The sequence below is a fragment of the Actinosynnema sp. NPDC023587 genome (assembly GCF_040640215.1).
Classification (GTDB): Bacteria; Actinomycetota; Actinomycetes; order Mycobacteriales; family Pseudonocardiaceae; genus Actinosynnema.
Genome location: NZ_JBFABG010000013.1, coordinates 25,953 through 41,914 on the forward strand (window position 1 = coordinate 25,953; position 15,962 = coordinate 41,914).

Annotated in this window: 15 protein-coding genes; 5 read left to right on the forward strand and 10 right to left on the reverse strand. The window is 75.6% G+C overall.

The window, feature by feature from the left end:
- The first annotated feature begins 107 nt into the window (after nt 1–107).
- Nucleotides 108–1,022 carry a phosphotransferase gene (locus AB0G01_RS27925; RefSeq protein ID WP_360951146.1) on the forward strand — a complete coding sequence of 305 codons (915 nt, stop codon included), beginning with the start codon at nt 108–110 and terminating at the stop codon, nt 1,020–1,022.
- On the opposite strand, the gene AB0G01_RS27930 is transcribed toward AB0G01_RS27925, so the two are convergent.
- The 6 genes from AB0G01_RS27930 to AB0G01_RS27955 form a co-directional block, all read right to left on the reverse strand.
- Entirely contained in the window at nt 979–1,797 is an 819-nt protein-coding gene (locus AB0G01_RS27930) for a lipase family protein (protein ID WP_360951149.1), read from the reverse strand. The two genes, AB0G01_RS27925 and AB0G01_RS27930, sit on opposite strands and share 44 nt — an antisense overlap.
- Nucleotides 1,798–2,011: 214 nt before the next feature.
- A complete protein-coding gene (locus AB0G01_RS27935; protein ID WP_360951152.1) occupies nt 2,012–3,544 on the reverse strand; it encodes an alpha-amylase family protein in 1,533 nt (510 codons plus the stop codon).
- Nucleotides 3,541–4,500 carry a TIGR03885 family FMN-dependent LLM class oxidoreductase gene (locus tag AB0G01_RS27940; RefSeq protein ID WP_360951155.1) on the reverse strand — a complete coding sequence of 320 codons (960 nt, stop codon included), beginning with the start codon at nt 4,498–4,500 and terminating at the stop codon, nt 3,541–3,543. The genes AB0G01_RS27935 and AB0G01_RS27940 overlap by 4 nt, the downstream gene beginning before the upstream one ends.
- A 266-nt stretch (nt 4,501–4,766) precedes the next feature.
- On the reverse strand, nt 4,767–5,249 hold the full coding sequence (locus tag AB0G01_RS27945; protein ID WP_360951619.1) for a GNAT family N-acetyltransferase: 483 nt from the start codon (nt 5,247–5,249) through the stop codon (nt 4,767–4,769).
- A gap of 186 nt (nt 5,250–5,435) precedes the next feature.
- Nucleotides 5,436–6,635 (reverse strand): enterochelin esterase, encoded by a 1,200-nt coding sequence (gene fes, locus AB0G01_RS27950; protein WP_360951158.1) that lies wholly within the window; start codon nt 6,633–6,635, stop codon nt 5,436–5,438.
- Nucleotides 6,632–7,123 (reverse strand): hypothetical protein, encoded by a 492-nt coding sequence (locus AB0G01_RS27955; protein WP_360951161.1) that lies wholly within the window; start codon nt 7,121–7,123, stop codon nt 6,632–6,634. The genes fes and AB0G01_RS27955 overlap by 4 nt, the downstream gene beginning before the upstream one ends.
- Before the next feature lie 199 nt (nt 7,124–7,322).
- On the opposite strand from AB0G01_RS27955, the gene AB0G01_RS27960 reads away from it, so the two are divergent.
- Both AB0G01_RS27960 and AB0G01_RS27965 read left to right on the forward strand, forming a co-directional pair.
- Nucleotides 7,323–8,468: an MFS transporter gene (locus AB0G01_RS27960; protein WP_360951164.1), complete on the forward strand. Its 1,146-nt coding sequence runs from the start codon at nt 7,323–7,325 to the stop codon at nt 8,466–8,468.
- Entirely contained in the window at nt 8,465–9,301 is an 837-nt protein-coding gene (locus AB0G01_RS27965; RefSeq protein ID WP_360951167.1) for a hypothetical protein, read from the forward strand. The genes AB0G01_RS27960 and AB0G01_RS27965 overlap by 4 nt, the downstream gene beginning before the upstream one ends.
- Here the strand turns inward: AB0G01_RS27965 and AB0G01_RS27970 are convergent.
- On the reverse strand, nt 9,292–10,398 hold the full coding sequence (locus AB0G01_RS27970; RefSeq protein ID WP_360951170.1) for an acyl-CoA dehydrogenase family protein: 1,107 nt from the start codon (nt 10,396–10,398) through the stop codon (nt 9,292–9,294). The genes AB0G01_RS27965 and AB0G01_RS27970 overlap by 10 nt on opposite strands.
- A 56-nt stretch (nt 10,399–10,454) precedes the next feature.
- Here AB0G01_RS27970 and AB0G01_RS27975 point away from each other — a divergent pair, with 56 nt between their 5' ends.
- Together AB0G01_RS27975 and AB0G01_RS27980 are read left to right on the forward strand one after the other, a co-directional pair.
- Nucleotides 10,455–12,068: a CoA transferase gene (locus AB0G01_RS27975; RefSeq protein ID WP_360951173.1), complete on the forward strand. Its 1,614-nt coding sequence runs from the start codon at nt 10,455–10,457 to the stop codon at nt 12,066–12,068.
- Nucleotides 12,068–13,717: a class I adenylate-forming enzyme family protein gene (locus tag AB0G01_RS27980; protein ID WP_360951176.1), complete on the forward strand. Its 1,650-nt coding sequence runs from the start codon at nt 12,068–12,070 to the stop codon at nt 13,715–13,717. Before AB0G01_RS27975 ends, AB0G01_RS27980 begins: the two co-directional genes overlap by 1 nt.
- On the opposite strand, the gene AB0G01_RS27985 is transcribed toward AB0G01_RS27980, so the two are convergent.
- The 3 genes from AB0G01_RS27985 to AB0G01_RS27995 are packed head-to-tail and all read right to left on the reverse strand — an operon-like array spanning nt 13,707 to nt 15,933.
- Nucleotides 13,707–14,480: a zinc ABC transporter substrate-binding protein gene (locus AB0G01_RS27985; protein WP_360951179.1), complete on the reverse strand. Its 774-nt coding sequence runs from the start codon at nt 14,478–14,480 to the stop codon at nt 13,707–13,709. The two genes, AB0G01_RS27980 and AB0G01_RS27985, sit on opposite strands and share 11 nt — an antisense overlap.
- Before the next feature lie 2 nt (nt 14,481–14,482).
- The gene (locus AB0G01_RS27990; RefSeq protein WP_360951182.1) at nt 14,483–15,301 is read right to left on the reverse strand and encodes a metal ABC transporter permease; all 819 of its coding nucleotides are present in this window, start codon (nt 15,299–15,301) and stop codon (nt 14,483–14,485) included.
- Nucleotides 15,298–15,933 (reverse strand): ATP-binding cassette domain-containing protein, encoded by a 636-nt coding sequence (locus AB0G01_RS27995; RefSeq protein ID WP_360951185.1) that lies wholly within the window; start codon nt 15,931–15,933, stop codon nt 15,298–15,300. Before AB0G01_RS27995 ends, AB0G01_RS27990 begins: the two co-directional genes overlap by 4 nt.
- Nucleotides 15,934–15,962: the final 29 nt, after the last annotated feature.

Genomic DNA, 15,962 nt, shown 5'->3' on the forward strand with positions numbered 1-15,962 from the left:
TTCGCGCGAGGTTCGGGCCGGGGTTCGGGGCCAGTGCCCGGGACCGCCGGTGCCGCGCGCTTCCCGGGGTGCCGGGACCGACCCGGCGACCGGAAGGGACCACGCCCGTGAACCCGCGAGTCGAGACCCTCCCCCGACACCTCACCGCCGAACTCGAACGACGGCTCGGCCGGACCGTGGCCGCCGTGCACCCCGCCCCCGGTGTGTACGCCTCCGACTTCGCCGCCGTCCTCACCCTCGCCGGGGCGTCCGCCGTCTTCGTGAAGGCGACCCGGCACCGGCACCGGGCCGACTACCGCACCGAAGCCGCGGTCGCGAGCGCGCTGCCGCGCGAACTCGCCACGCCCCGGTTGCGTTGCTGGTTCGAGCGCGCCGGCTGGATCGTGCTGTGCTTCGACGCCGTGGCCGGCGCGCCACCGGCCCAGCCGTGGCGGCCGGGCAACGTCGCCGCCGTCCTCGCCTCCCTCGCACACCGCGCGCGCCTGCTCACCCCCAGCCCGCTCCGGGCCCTGCGCGGCCTGCCGGAGCTGATGGCCGGCACCGGCAGGTTCACCGTCTGGCGCGACCTCGCGGCGGGCCGCCCGCGCGCCCTGTCCCCCGACCGGCCGACCCCCTGGCAGGCCGACCACCTGCACCACCTGGCCGAGCGGGAGGCGCGCCGGGCATCGGCCGTGGCCGGGACGAGCCTGCTGCACTTCGACCCGCGCGCCGACAACTACCTGATCGACGCCGCCGGGCGGGCCCGGGTGGTCGACTGGAGCCGCGCGTGCCTCGGCGCGCCGTGGGTGGACCTGGCCACGTTCCTGCCCTCGGCCGCGACCGACGGGCACGACCCGGAACGGCTCTTCGCCACCCACCCCGCCGGGGCCGACGTCCCGCCGGACGACCTCGACGCCTACCTCGCGGCCCTGGCCGGCCACTGGGCCGACGTCGTGCACCGGCCGGGCCGCCCGGTGGCTGCGCCGACGGGCGCAGCGGTCAGTCCAGGTTCTTCCGGAGCCCTTCGAGGTAGCGGTCCATGAGGTGGTCGCGGACGCCGTCGCTCGCCGGGGCGAAGGCGTCGGCGGTCAGGCCCTTGGCCCGGTCGGCGAGCCCGCCGAGGGTGGACACCCGGTCGCGGAGCCGGCCGTCCGAGTCGATGTAGTGCAGGGTCCGCACGTGGTGGAACGCGGGCTCGGGCGGGACCTGGGCGACGATGTCGTTGTTGTTGACGAACCGGTGGGTGCGGTCGCCGAACGCCTCGTCGTGGGCGTCGGCCAGGGTCCGGTCGCAGACGCGCGGCTGGCCGAAGGTGTACACGCCGTCGGCGAGCAGGCGCGGTTCCTCGAAGTTCAACCGCATCGCGGCCAGCGCGGCCAGCGCCCCGCCGAGGCTGTGGCCGGTGAACCAGATCGTCTGCCCGTCGTCCAGGAAGTCGGCGATCGCGTCGCGCACCTGCGGGTAGATCGACTGGAGCGCTTCGCCGAAGCCGTAGTGGATGAAGCCCTTGTCGGCCGGTCCGGGCCAGGGCGGGGTGGTGCTGTCGGAGAGCCAGTCCTGGATCTTCACCGGTTCCGTGCCCCGGAACGCGGTGATGATCATGTCGTCGCTCGCCGCGGTGAACGCCTGGGTGTCCTCCAGCGGGAACGGCGGCCGGAACGTCGTCTCGTGGTGGCGGACCCGGTCGAAGCCCCAGTCCCGCACGGTCGCCTCCACCACGTCCGGCGGTTCGTAGGCGAGCTTGGCGGCCTCGGCCATCCGGTACGCCTGCCGGACGCTGTACCCCTTGGCGGTGTGGTCGAAAGTCTGGACCGGCATCGTCGACCTCCTTGAGCTCCGTTGACGAGGTGCCGGTCTCCGTTCTAGTGGAGGTGACAGGTGCGGTTGCGCTCATCCGGGCATCAACCACTCACTGGTGTGACGACCACACCCGTTCGTGCCGGCCCTTTCGCGCTCCGCGCGGCCGAGAACCCACGACGCCGTCCGCCGTGCGGGGTGTTCCGGGCCGCACGAGCGGCCCGGAACACCACGACTACCCGGCCACCTCGGCACGCAGCCAGCGGCAGCCGTACGGCTCCAGCGTGATCTTCGCCTCGGCGGGCGCGCCCGTGAGGACGTCGGTGAAGACGCCGTCCACACTGGACAGATCGACCTTCACCTTGGTGTCGCCGAGGTTGTGCGCGACGACCACGGTGCCACCGTCGATGTCGCAGCGGTGCGCGAAGACGGCGGCCTCGGGGCTGTCGATCACCTGGAACTTGCCCCACGCCAGTTCCGGGCACTCCCGGTAGCGCTCGACCAGCAGCCGCACCCACGCCAGCAACGAGTCCGGGTCGTAGCGCTGCTCGTCCGCCGCGTCCCACCACATCGGCGTGCGCACCGAAAGGCGGTCCTCCTGCGAGAGGTCCTCGACCATGCCCACCTCCTCGCCGTAGAACAGCACCGGCGTGCCGGGCAGCGAGAACAGCAGGCTGTAGACCATCTTCGTGCGCTGCGGGTCGCCCATCATGGACGGCAGGCGGCGGCGCAGGCCCCGGCCGTAGAGCTGCATGTCCTCGTCCGGGCCGAACGCGGCGAACACCTCCTGCCGCTCGGGCTCGGTCAGCTTGTCCAGGATCAGCTCGTCGTGGTTGCGCACGAACGTCGCCCAGTGGCAGTCGCGGGGCGGCTGGGGGCGTTCCTTGAGCGCGTGGGCCAGCGGGCTGGCGTCCTTGCGCGCCAACGACAAGTACATCTGCTGCATGCCGATGAAGTCGAAGCACATGTGCAGCTCGTCGCCCACGCCGTCGGACCCGCCGAAGTAGGCCATCGCGTCGGTGTAGGGCAGGTTGACCTCGCCCAGCAGCACGCCCTCGCCGTTGCGGCGGGACAGGAACGCCCTCAGGTCGCACAGGTAGTCGTGCGGATCGGGCAGGTCTTCCACCGGGGCTTCGAGCAGGAACGGCACCGCGTCGACCCGGAACCCGGACAGCCCCAGCTCCATCCAGAACCCCATCACCCGGGCGATCTCGTCGCGCACCTCGGGGTTGGCCACGTTGAGGTCCGGCTGGTGCTTGTAGAAGCGGTGCAGGAAGTACTGCTTCGTCTTCTTGTCCAGCTCCCACAAGGACTTCTCCTTGTCGGGGAACACCACGCCCTGCTCGGCGTCGGCCGGCGGCTCGTCGCGCCACACGTACCAGTCCCGGCGCGGGTGGTCGCGCGAGGAGCGGGCCTCCTGGAACCACGGGTGCTGGTCGGAGGTGTGGTTGACCACCAGGTCGGCGATCACCCGCATGCCCCGGTCCTTCGCGGTGCGGACGAACTCCACGAAGTCGCCCAGCGTGCCCAGGCGCGGGTCGACGCCGTAGAAGTCGGTGATGTCGTAGCCGTCGTCCCGGTCCGGGGTGGGGTAGAACGGCATCAGCCACAGGCAGGTGACGCCGAGGCGGTGCAGGTGGTCGATCTTGTCGATCAGACCGCGGAAGTCGCCGTGCCCGTCACCGTCGGAGTCGTGGAAGGTCTCCACGTCCAGGCAGTAGACGACGGCGTTCTTCCACCACAGGTCCGCGGTCTGGGTGAGCTTCATCGCCGCACCTCCGGCAGCACGTGCTCGCCGAACGCGTCGAGGAACTCGTCCTGCTCCTGGCCCACGTGGTGGAGGTAGAGCTCGTCGAAGCCCAGGTCGGCGTACTCGCGCAGGATCTCGGCGTGCCGGCCCAGGTCGGCGGACACGTTCACGGTCTGCCGCACGCGCTCGGGCGTGACGTGCTCGGACAGCACGTCGAAGTGCTCGGCGGTGTCGAGGTCCCAGCACACCGGCGGTCCGAACACGTTGCCGCGCCACTGGTCGTGGGCGACCGCCTCGGCGCGGTCCGCGTCCGGGGCCCAGCTCAGGTGCACCTGGAGGGCGAGCTTCCCGATGCCACCGGCCCCCCGGTAGGCGTCGACCAGCGCGCGCAGGTGGTCTACCGGGGCGTTCACCGTGACCAGGCCGTCCGCCCAGTCCGCGCACCACCCGGCCGTCTCGGCGCTGACCGCCGCGCCGATCAGCTTCGGCGGCTCCTCCGGTCGGGTCCAGAGCTTCGCGCGGTCGACGGTGACGAGGCCGTCGTGGCTGACCTCCTCGCCGGCGAGCAGGGCCCGGATCACGTCGACGCACTCCCGCAGCCGGGCGGACCGCAGGTCCTTGCGCGGCCAGCGCTCGCCGGTGATGTGCTCGTTGCTGGCCTCACCGGTGCCCAGGGCGGCCCAGAACCGGCCCGGGTACATCGCCCCGAGCGTGCCGATGGCCTGCGCGATGATCGCCGGGTGGTACCGCTGACCAGGGGCGTTGACGACGCCGAAGGGAAGGCTGGTGGCTTGGAGCGCGGCACCCAGCCAGGACCAGGCGAACCCCGACTGCCCTTGACGCGCGCTCCACGGCGAGAAGTGGTCGGAGCACATGGCGGCGTCGAAGCCGACCTCCTCGGCCCGGCGGACCGCGTCCAGCAGCCGTGACGGGTGTATCTGCTCGTGCGAGGCGTGCACACCTATGACGGTCATACCGGGACACGTACCCCCGACACGACCGGGTGACACCGATCGCGGCGCACGGAAATGCCCGGAACGTCCGGTGCGGTGATCAGGTGGCTCGCGGGACGCGGTCCGGCTCCTCGGGCGCGGACGCCCGCCGACCACCACCCGTGGACCATTGATCACTGCGCGTCGATCACCGAGCAGTGACCACCGTGCTTTGACCATCGCGCGTCGCGTCCACTGTGGAAGCGTTCGTCGCGCCGAACCCGGCGGGCGGGCCGGGACGCGTGCGGTCAGATGGGCTTCTCCAGCAGCACGTTCACCCAGCCGCGCCCGTAGACCAGTTCTCCGACCTCCCGGAAGCCCAGGTCCGCGTAGTAGCGGCGAAGTCGTGCGTTGTGCGCCACGCAGTCCAACCGCAGCAGGCCGGCCCCGGCCCGGCGACCGTGCTCGGCGACCCAGGCGAGCAGGCGACTGCCGAGCCCGGTACCCGCGTGACCGCGATCGGTCACCAGGCCGTGCACGTAGGCCGCGAAGGTGTTCTCCGCGCGCCACACCGCCTCGTCCGACCACAGCAGCCGGAACGCGCCGCACGCCGCGTCGCCCGCCCGCGCCACGTACCACTGCCCGGCCTCGATCTGCTTCCGGACCTCGACGAGCTCCAGCCCGCCGGGCGGCCACTGCTCGATGTCGCGCCCGGCCAGCCAGTCCTCGGCACCTCGCCGCAACCGCAGGACCTCGCCCGCGTCCTCCACGGTCGCCTGCCCGATCGACATCTCCACGAACGGCCACGCTACCCCAGCCGCCGGTGGCGGCCGTCGTGGCGGAGAACCCGGTGCGGACCGCGTGACCAGGGGCGGACCACCGGCCGGGAGCCGGTCGCGGTGATCCTTCCGGGTAGGCGGCCTCGATCTCCCAGCGCCGGCGGGTGGAGCGCGACGGGGTGGCGTGCGGGGTGGGGGTCACCGTGTTGTCGGCGTCGACCACCCGGGGGCGAGGTCGAGCAGCGCGGCGATCAGCGCGCCCCGCCACCACGCCTGGTCGTGACCGCCGTGGTATTCGGCTGTGGACACCCGGTGTCCCCGCTCGGTCAACGCGTCCCGCACCCGTGCCACGATCGGCGGCATCCCCCACTCCTGGTCGCCCACCTGGAGGACCACCCGCACCGCGCGGTCCGGTTCCGGGCAGTGGGACAGCCAGCCGGTGCCGGAGTCGTCGCCGGGCCACCAGAAGGAACCCGACTGCGCCACCGCTGTGCCGAACCGGTCGGGCCGGCACAGGGCCGCGTGCACGGCGGCCAGTCCGCCGAAGCTCTGCCCCGCCACGGTGGTCCGCTCCGGGTCGGGCGGCAGGCCGAGTTCGTCCAGCACGGCGACGAGGCGGTCCGGGTAGTCCGGGTGGCACGTCAGGTCGGCGGTCCGGCCGGACGCGGACGGACCGACCAGGACGGTGGTCAGCCTCGGCAGCCGGCCGGACTCGGCCAGCGCCTCCAGCGTCGGTGCGATGGGGTGCTCCCGCGCCCACACGTCCCCGTCGAGCAGCACCAGCACCGGCTCCCCGCCGCCGACCGGGCCGTGCACCCAGACCGGGCGGTCGCCGGGCAGCTCGCGCGGCGGCGGCGCGTCGGCGTCGACCCAGAACTGCCCGGGAGCCGCGTCCAGCTCCGCGACCGAGAACGTCCGCCCGCTGTGCCGGCCGCGCAGCGGCGTGCGGTTGAAGGGGTCGGGCCCGGCGTGCCGGAGCAACTCGTCGCGGTGCCGCCGGCCGCTCACCGCGGGCGGCTCGGTCAGCGGACCCAGCAGGTAGGAGCACCGCCAGTCGGCGCGCAGCCGGAACGTCGCGTGCCAGACGTCCGTGCCGGGGAGGCGGGTCAACGACGTCGCCGCGAGGTCGTCGTAGTCGGTGAACTTGTTGGCGTGCAGCACGACCGCGCGTGCCGGGCGGCCCGCCACCGGGCGGTCGCGCCACAGGAACGTCACCGCGCGGTGGTCGGGGTCCCCGAGCGGGTCCGGCTCGACCAGCGGCGTGCCCGACTCCGCGACCCGCCGCCAGAACCGCCCGGTCGGTCCCGGGCGCAGGCCCGCGACGAGCCGGGAGGGCACCGCCGTGACCGGTTCCGCGCGCGGGAAGTCCGGCCGGCGGCCCGCCGACCCGGGTGTCACGACCCGTCGCCCGTCGCCGGGCCGCCGGTCGCGACCGCCGCCGGACCGGGGTCGACCGGGTGACGGCGGGGGTGGCCGTCGGCGTCGGAGGTGAGCCGGGAGCCGTCGCCGAGCGGCACGTGCACGCCATCGGGGTGGACGAGGTGTCGACCGCCGTGCCCCTCGCCGCCCAGCGCCGCCCGCGCGCGCACCGCACCGGTGGCGGCGTCCAGAACCGGCCACTCGTCGGTGCCGGCACCGCGCCCGGCCATGACGTCGGGCCGGTACAGCCACACCGGTTCCCCGTCCGCCGGGAACGCGCGGTCGGCCGAGGCGGGGTACCGGTCCCGCATAACGGGTCCGAAGTCGAGCCGCCACAGCACCGCGCCGACCCGGCCGACCGGCTCCGCGCCGACCTCGACCGGGAAGGTCGCGGTCGGTCCCGCCGGGTACTCGCGCGCCCGGAGCGAACCGGCCGCGAACCGGGTCACCACACCGCTGTCGGTCATGGTGGGAACGCTAGCCGAGCCCGCGCGGCCGGCCGCCCTCACGGAAGTCGCCCGGAAGTCGAGCGGAACTACGGCGACCGCCGTCCGACCTACTGGGGGAGCGACTTCCCGGAGAGGTGATCCGTCCGATGCCCCACGAGTGCCACGCCCCCGAGGTTCCCGCCCCCAGGACGGACGTCGTGAGTGCTGTGATGTCGCGGTGAAGACGAAGGTGGCGGTGCTGTCCACGGCGGCGATGGCCGTGTCGATGCTCCAGCTCTTCGTGCTCGGCGCGCTCGGCCCCGTGCTGGTCGCCGGGTCGGGGCTCGCGCGGTGGCAGCTCGGCGTGCTGGTCGCGGCGGGGTTCGGGGTGGCCGCCCTGCTGTCGCTGCCGGTCGGGGCGCTGGTGGACCGGATCGGGCCGAAGCGCGGCCTGGTCTGGCTGTTCGCGCTCAGCGCGGTGTCGTTGGGCGTGCTCGCGGTGGCCCGCTCGCCGTGGTGGGTGGCGGTCGGGGTGGCGTTGGGCGGGGTGCCGCAGGCGTTGGCGAACCCGGCGACGAACAAGCTGGTCCTGGCCGCCGTCGAGCCGGCGGCCCGGGGCTCGGTGACCGGGTGGAAGCAGTCCGGGGTGCAGTTGGGCGCGTTCGTCGCCGGGGTGCCGCTGGCCGGTGCGGCGGCGGTGGTCGACTGGCGGTGGGGTGTCGCGGTGCTGGCGGTCTTGTGCCTGGTCGGCGCGGCGGTGGCGGCGCGGCTGCCGGTGGGGGTCCCCCCGCGCAAGGCGGGTGGCCCGGTCGGCGGCGTGGGCGACCGGGTGGCGGTGCTGGCCGGGTTCTCGCTGGCGCTGGGCTTCGGGTTGGCGTCGGTGAACACCTACTTCGCGCTCTACGGCGTCGACCGGCTCGGGCTGGCCGCGCCCGTGGCGGCGTGGCTGATCGCGGTCATGGGCGTGCTCGGGATCGCCGGGCGGGTGGTGTGGAGCGGTGCGGCGGGACGGGCCGACGACCCGGCGGCGGTGCTGCCGTGGCTGGCGCTGGGCGCGGCCGGGTCGGTCGGGCTGGTGGCGGCGGCCGAGTGGTGGCCGTGGTCGGTGTGGTTGGGCGCGGTCGGCATCGGGGTGTTCGCGGTGTCGGGCAACGCGGTGTCGATGGTCGCGGTGATGCGGGCGGTGCCGCAGCGGGCGGCGGGCCGGGCGGCGGCGGTGGCGTCGGCCGGGTTCTTCGGCGGGTTCGCGCTGGGCCCGCCGGTGACCGGGCTGGTGGTGCAGCACGCGGGCTACGGGTGGCTGTGGTCCGCGGTGGGGTCGGCGTTCCTGGTGTCGGCGGCGGTGGCGGTCCGGGTGACCCGGCGCACGGCGGTGGCGGTGTGAGCGACTGGGCCGAGGAGTTGCTGCGCTCGTCCTGCGAGCGGGTCGCCGAGGTCGAACGGGCCGCCGGGACCAGGTTTCCGCTCTACGCCGAGGGCGGGTCGTGGACGACGACGGCGCGCGGCTCGTGGGCGGGCGGGTTCTGGGCGGGGCTGCTGGCGCTGCGCTCGGTCGCGACCGGTGCCGGCGACCCGGTGCCGGTGCGCCGCCGGCTGGACGTGTGGGCGGAGGCGGACACGGTGTGCCGGGGCTTGGTCTTCTGGTACGGCAGCGGCGGTGAGCGGTGCGGCGCGCACGCGCCCGAGCCGTCCACCGCGGACGTCGCCCGGCGGCTGGCCGAGGCGTACGACGACCGGGTGGGCGCGATCCCGTGGGGCACCGCGCTGGCTCCCGAGGGCCCGCCGGTGCGGCCGGACGGTGCAGCGGGAGTGGTGCCGCTGCTGGCCGCGCACGGGTACGACGAGATCGCCCGCCGGCACCTGGACACCCACCTGCGCCTGGGTTCGGCGGGGTGGCGGCGGGGTGCCGCGTGGCTCCTGCTGTCCTGTGTGGACGGTTCGCGGCGGTGGGACGGCTTCGCCGAGCGGTCCCGCGCGCTGGCCGGGGAGTGGACCGCGCCGGATTCGGACAGCTCGGCGACCGCGATCGCGGCGGTGGCGCTGCTGAAGTCCGACCACGCCCGCACGCGAGCGGCCGGCGAGGAGCTGGTGCGCGCGGCGGCGCGGGGAACGGCCGAGTACGCCGGGCGGACCGGGCTCAGGGTCGTGTGGGGCGATTTCTTCACGGCGCTGGGAGCGGCGCTGGTGGTCGGGCTGGTGGGACCGGATCACTGGTGACCGCGCAGCAGCCGCCGGCCCGTGGTGGCCACGTGCCACTCGTCCGCGCCGTCGAGGATGCGCGCGGACCGCGCGACCCGCAGCATCCGGGGCAGCCCTGACGCCGCGCCCAGCCCTTCCGCGCCGTGCACCTGGATCGCCGCGTCCACCGCTTCGCCCAGCGCCCGCGCGGCGGCGGTCTTGGCCAGGCTCACCTCGACCGGCGCGCGTTCCCCGGCGGCGACCAGGTCGGCCGCCTCGCGGGTGAGCAGGCGGGCCGACCGGACCGCCAGCTCGGACTCGAACGCCAGGCGCTGCACCAGTTGCCGGTCGGCGAGCACCCCGGCACCGAGCACCCGCGCGCCCGCCCGCGCGGCGAGCAGGTCCAGGCAGCGCTGGGCCTGGCCGACCCAGCGCGCCGCCCGCAGGGTCCGGCCCAGCGCCAGCCGCTCCCCCGCGAGCCGCAGGCCCCGGCCGGGTTCGCCGACCAGGTGGGTGGGCGGCACGCGCACCCGGTCGAAGGCGATCTCGTGCTGCCCGCCGACGCCCAGCACGTCCAGTTCGCGCTCGACCCGGAAGCCGGGCCGGTCGGTCGGCACGGCCACGACCGAGAAGTCGTCACCCGTCCGGGCCACCACCAGCACCACGTCCGCGCGACCGGCCCCGGTGGTGTACCACTTGCGGCCGGTGACGGTCCACCAGCCGTCCGGGCCGCGCTCGGCGGTGGTGCGCAGGGCCGTCGGGTCGGAGCCGGCGACCCCGGGTTCGGTCATCGCGTAGGCGACCCGGCACGTGCCCGAGACCAGCGGGGCGAGGATCTCCGCGCGCAGCCCGGGGTCCGCGTGCGCGGCCAGCATCCGGACCGTGAGCAGGCTCGACGAGCCGAGCACGTCCGGTCCGTGGTCGCTGCGCCCCTCGTCCTCGGCGAGGGCGAGGTAGTCGGTCAGCGGCAGGCCGCCGCCGCCCAGCGCGGCGGGCAGCGGCAGCGCCCACAGGCCCGCGGTCCGGGCGCGGTCGCGGAGGTCGAGCGTCCCCGCGTCCAGGTCCGCCTCGGCCGGGACGACGACGTCGTCGACGAATTCCCGGACCGCCCGGCGCAACTCGCTGTCACGATTCACGTCTCACATCACACCATCGCGGGAACCCAGACAGTGGTTGGTGCGACCTGTCTGTCATGACGGGAAGCAGAACGGCGTGTGTCGCCGCGCTCGACGGCGCGACGGCGGTCGTGTCGGGGGCCGGTGCCGCCGCGCAGGTGCTCCGCGAGCACCTGGCGGCCCTCGGCGCGGAGGTCGCCGGCGGGCGCGGCGGCGGCGGGCCGGACGACGACGTGGCCGCCCGCGCGGTCCTGGACCTGCGGGGCGGGCGGCACGCGGTGACCGTCGCCTGGGCGGGCCCGGTCGACGTGCCCGGTCTGCGCGACGAGGCCACCGCGCAGGCCGCGTGCGGGGTGATGCACGTGCACGGCCGGCGCGGGGGCACGCCCCGGGGGCTCGCGGTCGACCACTGCGGCACCGCCGCCGGCGTGCTCGCGACGACCGGCTTGCTGGCGAGCGCCCTGCGCCACCCCGAAGGCGGGCCGGAGGTCCGCACCAGCGTGGCCGAGGCCGCCCTGGTGACCGTCGCGCAGTACCTGGCCGCCGCCGGGGCGGACGAGGGCGAGGCCGTCGACCCGCGACCCGGCGGCCCGCCGTTCACCAGCGCCGACGGCGTGCGGTTCGAGGTGGAGGCGCTGGTCCCCGAGGTGTGGGCCGGGTTCTGGACCGCGCTCGGCGCGGACCGGGCGGCGGTCGGCGCGGGCTGGCGGCCCTACCAGTTCCGCTACGCCACCGCGACCGCCCCGCTGCCCGCCGCCCTGCACGACGCCGCCCGCGCCGCCACCTTCGCCCGGGTCGTGGCCGCCGGGGCGGCCAGCGGCGCGAGCACCTGCGCCCTGCGCGGCGTGGAGGACCTGCCGCCCTGCCACGACCCCTGGCAGGTCGTGCCCACCCCCGGTGCCGCGCCCGACCCGGCGGGCCTGGCCGACCTGGTGGTCTGGGAGGCCGGCCGGCGCGTCCAGGCCCCGCTGGCCGCGCACCTGCTGGGGCTGCTCGGCGCGCGCGTCGTCCGGGTCGAGCCGCCCGGTGGCGACCCGCTGCGCGGGATGCCGCCCACCAGCGGCGGTGTCTCCGCGCGGTGGCTGGCGCTCAACCGGGGCAAGCGGGCCGTCGAGATCGACCTCAAGGACCCGGCCGGGCGGCGGCGTCTGCGCGCGTCGCTCGCGCCCGCCGACGTCTTCCTGCACAACTGGGCACCGGGCACCGCCGAGCGGTGGGGTCTGGCCGCCACCGACCTGCCGGCCGGTCTCGTGCACGCCTACACCTCCGGCTGGGGCGGCGCGGACGCGGCCGACCTGCCGGTGGGCACCGACTTCATGGTCCAGGCCCGCACCGGCCTGGCCCACCTGGTCCGGGCCGCCGACGAGGCCCCGGCCCCGTCGCTGATGACGCTGGTCGACGTGCTCGGCGGGCTGATCGGCGCGGAGGCGGTGCTGGCCGGCCTGCTCGCCCGCCGCGCCACCGGCCGGGGCGTCGCCGTGCGGAGCAGCCTGCTGGGCGCGGCGGCGCTGCTGAGCCGGACCGCGCCCGCCCACCGCCCGGCGGGGTTCCGGGTGCCCGTCGACGGCCTGGTCGACGGCGTGCCGGTGGTCGACGACCTCGCGGCGCTGCCGGGCGACGCCCGGTTCGCCGCCGTCCTGGGCCGCGACGATCGCGGCTGTCCCGTGCTCGGCACCCCGTGGAGGTTCTGATGACCGTCGCCGCTCCCCCGGTCCGCCACCTGGTCGACCTGGTACCCGGCGAGCTGCGCCGCTCCTGGGCGGCCACCGGCCGCTACCGGGACCGCGACCTGTACTCGCTGTTCCACCAGCAGGTCACCGCCCACCCCGCGCGGGCCGCCGTGGTCGACGCCGACGGCACCACCGGCTACGGCGAGCTCGACGCCGTGGTGCGGTGCCTGGCCGTCGGGCTGGCCGGCCTGGGCGTCGAGCAGGGCGACGTCGTCGCGGTGCAGTTGCCCAACGGGCGGCTCGCCTGCGCCTTCGACCTCGCCGTCGCCGCGCTCGGCGCGGTGGTCCTGCCCTACCCGGTCGGCCGGGGCGACCGGGAGGCGTGGAGCCTGCTCAGCCGATCCGGCGCGGTGGCCGCCGTGACCGCCACCGCGCACGGCGACTACCCCTGCGCCGAGCGGACCCGCGCGCTGGCGGGCGACCTGCCCCAGTTGCGCACGGTCGTCGCGGTCGGCGACGGGCCGACGCCCGCCGGGTGCGTGCCGCTCGCGGCGCTGCTGCGCGCCGACCCGACGCGGTTCGTGCCCGCCCTGCCCGACCCCGACGGACCGGCCCGCATCCTGGTCACCTCGGGCTCCGAGGCCGAGCCGAAGATGGTGCTGTACTCCCACAACGCCCTCGTCGGCGGGCGCGGCCGGTTCATCGGCGCGCTGGTCGGCGACGTGCCGGTGCTGCGCAACTTCGTCATGGTGCCGCTGGCGTCCTCCTACGGCAGCAACGGCACGTCGGTCACGCTGGCCGTGCACGGCGGCACCCTGGTGCTGATGCCGGGGTTCAGCGCCGAGGCGGCGCTGGCGATGATCGGGAGCGCCCGGCCGACCCACGTGCTGGCGGTGCCCACGATGTTCCGGATGATCGCCGACCACCCCGCGCTCGCCCGGTACGACACCACGAGCCTGCGCGTGGTGGCCCTGGGCGGGGCCGCGCTCGACGCCACCACGGCCGCGCGGGTCCGCGACGCGCTGGGCTGCGCGGTGGTCAACGTGTACGGGTCCGCCGACGGGGTCAACTGCCACACCGCGATCGACGACCCGCCGCACCGCGCGGACACCGCCGGGCGGCCGAACCCGGACGTCGCGCGCATCCGGATCGTGGACGACGAGCTGCGCGAGGTGCCGCGCGGCGAGGTCGGGGAGATCACCTCGCTCGGCCCGATGACCCCGATGTGCTACGTCGGCGCGCCCGAGCTGGACGCGCGCTACCGCTTACCGGGCGGCGGGGTGCGGACCGGCGACCTGGGGCGGGTCGACGACGACGGCTACCTGCACGTCGTGGGCCGGCGCAAGGACGTCGTCATCCGGGGTGGCCTGAACATCAGCCCGGCCGAGGTGGAGGGGCTGCTGGCCACCCACCCCTCGGTTCGGGACGTGGTGTGCGTGCCCGTGCCGGACCCCGTGCTGGGCGAGCGGTTGTGCGCGTGCGTCGTCGCGGACCGGGACCTGGCGCTGGCGGAGCTGACCGGGCACCTGGCCGACCGGGGCCTGGAACCGCGCAAGTTCCCCGAACGCGTGGTGCGGTTCGGGGAACTGCCGCTGGGTCCGGCGGGCAAGGTGGACCGCCGCGCCGTCCAGGCGGTGGCGGCGGCCCGCGCCGGTGGCCTCAGCCCCTGAGGGCCCGCGCGATCTCCTCGGCGTTGGTGGTGAAGACGCCGAGGAGATCGAGGTCCTCGCCGGGGTAGTTGACCAGTTGCACCTGCTCGGCGGGCGAGTCGGGCAGCACGGTGCCGGTGGACATGTGGGCGTTGTCCAGCACCAGGTCCGGCCGCGCGGCGGCGAGTTCGGCGAGCTTGGCGGGCGTGACCGGCTCCGGCCCGTAGCCGCCGACGACCTGCGCGCCGGTGATCGCGGCCATGTAGGCGACGAACGCCTGGCTGACCACCCGGGGTGCCCTGCCGTCGCGCCAGGCGGCCTTGACGGTGGCCGCCACGCCGGTCAGCGTCGCGTCGAACTCCCGCACCCACTCCTCGGCGGCGGCCTCGGTGCCCAGCAGGCCCCCGAGGCGGCGCACCTCCGACTTCACCACGTCCGGGGTGTTCTCCAGCCGCACCGCCTCGACCTTCGCGCTACCGCCGGCGGCGTCCCGCAGCTTGCCCGCGAAGCCCTCGAACTCGGCGTAGAGCACCAGGTCCGCCTGCCCGACCGCCACCAGGTCGGAGGCCTTTGGGTCGTAGTCGGCGGCGTGCACCGCGGACGCCGGCACGATCACCGTGACGTCGAGCGCGCCCGCCGCCTTGGCCAGCGCGCCCTCCCAGGCGGTCGCGGCGACGACCTTCTTCCCCTCCGGCACGTCCGGCTGGGCCGCCGGGGCACCGCCGCACGCGGTCAGCACCAGCAGCGCGCCGAGCAGCACACCCCCGAGGTGTCTGGTCTTCACGGTCAGGTCCTCCTTGTCGGTAGCAACTGGGCGAGCAGCGCGATCACGCCCGCCAGCAGGACGAGCACCGGACCGGGCGGCTGGTCCAGCGCGAGGGCGAGCAGCAGCCCGACGACCGCCACCACCAGGCCGATCACCACCGAGGCGACGACCATCCCGGTCAGGCCGCGACCGATCCGGCGCGCCGCCAGCGCCGGGAGCAGCGTGAGCGCGTCCACCAGCAGCGCGCCGGTGAGCTTGACCGCCCCCGCGATCGATACCGCGATCACCACCAGCAGCGCGGCGGTCAGCGGCCCGGTGCGCACGCCCGAGGACGCGGCCAGCTCGCGGTCGTGCAGCAGCAGCGACAGGTCCCGCCGCCGCCACCAGAACAGGGCCGGGATCACCGCGGCCAGCGCGCCGAGCACCACCAGGTCCACCACGCGGGTGGACAGGATCGAGCCCCACAGCAGCTCGAACGCGCCGTTGGCGTTCACCCCGGACAGCGAGAGCACCAGCAGCGCCACCGCGATCGCCAGGCTCATCAACAACCCCATCGCACCGGACAGGCCGCTCGGGGTGGTGGCGAACGGCGCGAGCCCACCGCCCGCGACCGCGCACAGCAGCAGCGCCCACAGCAGCGGGTCGGTCCCGGTGAGCAGACCGATCGCGCTGCCCAGCAGCGCCACGTGCATGATCGCGAACCGCACCGGGTAGATGTCCAGCCCCACGATCAGCACGCCGACCGGGGGCAGCGCGATCGCGCCCAGCAGCAGGCCGAGGCCCGCGCGCTGCACCGGTACCAGCCCCAGCAGCTCGCCCCACTGCGCCGCACCGCTCACGGGACGTCCCGCAGCCGGCCGGCGGCCATCTCGACCACCCGGTCGCACGCGTCCACGACCGCCCGGTCGTGGGTGGCGACCACCAGCGTCACCGGCAGGCCGGCCAGCACGGCCGCCGCCTCCTCCTGGCCCGCGAAGTCCAGCGCGGCGGTGGGTTCGTCGGCCAGCAGCACGCCCGCGCCGGCCGCGACGCACCCGGCGGCCCGCGCGAGCCACGCCCGCTGCAACTGGCCGCCGGACAGCGTGTGCACGCCGCGCCCGCCCAACCCGCCCAGCCCCAACCGGTCGGCGGCGGTCCCGGCGGCCCGGGGGTGCCCGCTGCTGGCCAGCAGTTCGTCCAGCAGCAGGGGGAACCGGCCGGTCGACCGCAACTGCGGTATCCAGGCCACCCGCCGACGCCGCCCGCGCCACTGGGCCGCCGTGGCCGCGCGCTCGCCGTCGACCTCGACCACCCCGTCGGCGACCGGGTGGAACCCGAGCACCGCGCGCAGCAGCGTCGACTTGCCCGAGCCGTTCGTGCCGACCAGCGCGACGCGTCCGCCGGGGGGTACGTCCAGGTCGACCGAGCTCACCGCCGGGTGCCTGCCGTAGCGGCAGTGCACCTCCTTGAGCAGCACCGACAACGCGGTCACGGCCACCTCTCCGGTCGTGGCGTCGGCGC

What these genes read in the sequence shown, in the direction of transcription:
- AB0G01_RS27930 (WP_360951149.1), bottom strand. Translation starts at nt 1,797, where the DNA reads ATGCCGGTCCAGACTTTCGACCACACCGCCAAGGGGTACAGCGTCCGG.
- AB0G01_RS27940 (WP_360951155.1), bottom strand. Translation starts at nt 4,500, where the DNA reads ATGACCGTCATAGGTGTGCACGCCTCGCACGAGCAGATACACCCGTCA.
- AB0G01_RS27935 (WP_360951152.1), bottom strand. Translation starts at nt 3,544, where the DNA reads ATGAAGCTCACCCAGACCGCGGACCTGTGGTGGAAGAACGCCGTCGTC.
- AB0G01_RS27955 (WP_360951161.1), bottom strand. Translation starts at nt 7,123, where the DNA reads ATGACCGACAGCGGTGTGGTGACCCGGTTCGCGGCCGGTTCGCTCCGG.
- AB0G01_RS27980 (WP_360951176.1), top strand. Translation starts at nt 12,068, where the DNA reads ATGACCGTCGCCGCTCCCCCGGTCCGCCACCTGGTCGACCTGGTACCC.
- AB0G01_RS27945 (WP_360951619.1), bottom strand. Translation starts at nt 5,249, where the DNA reads ATGTCGATCGGGCAGGCGACCGTGGAGGACGCGGGCGAGGTCCTGCGG.
- AB0G01_RS27975 (WP_360951173.1), top strand. Translation starts at nt 10,455, where the DNA reads ATGACGGGAAGCAGAACGGCGTGTGTCGCCGCGCTCGACGGCGCGACG.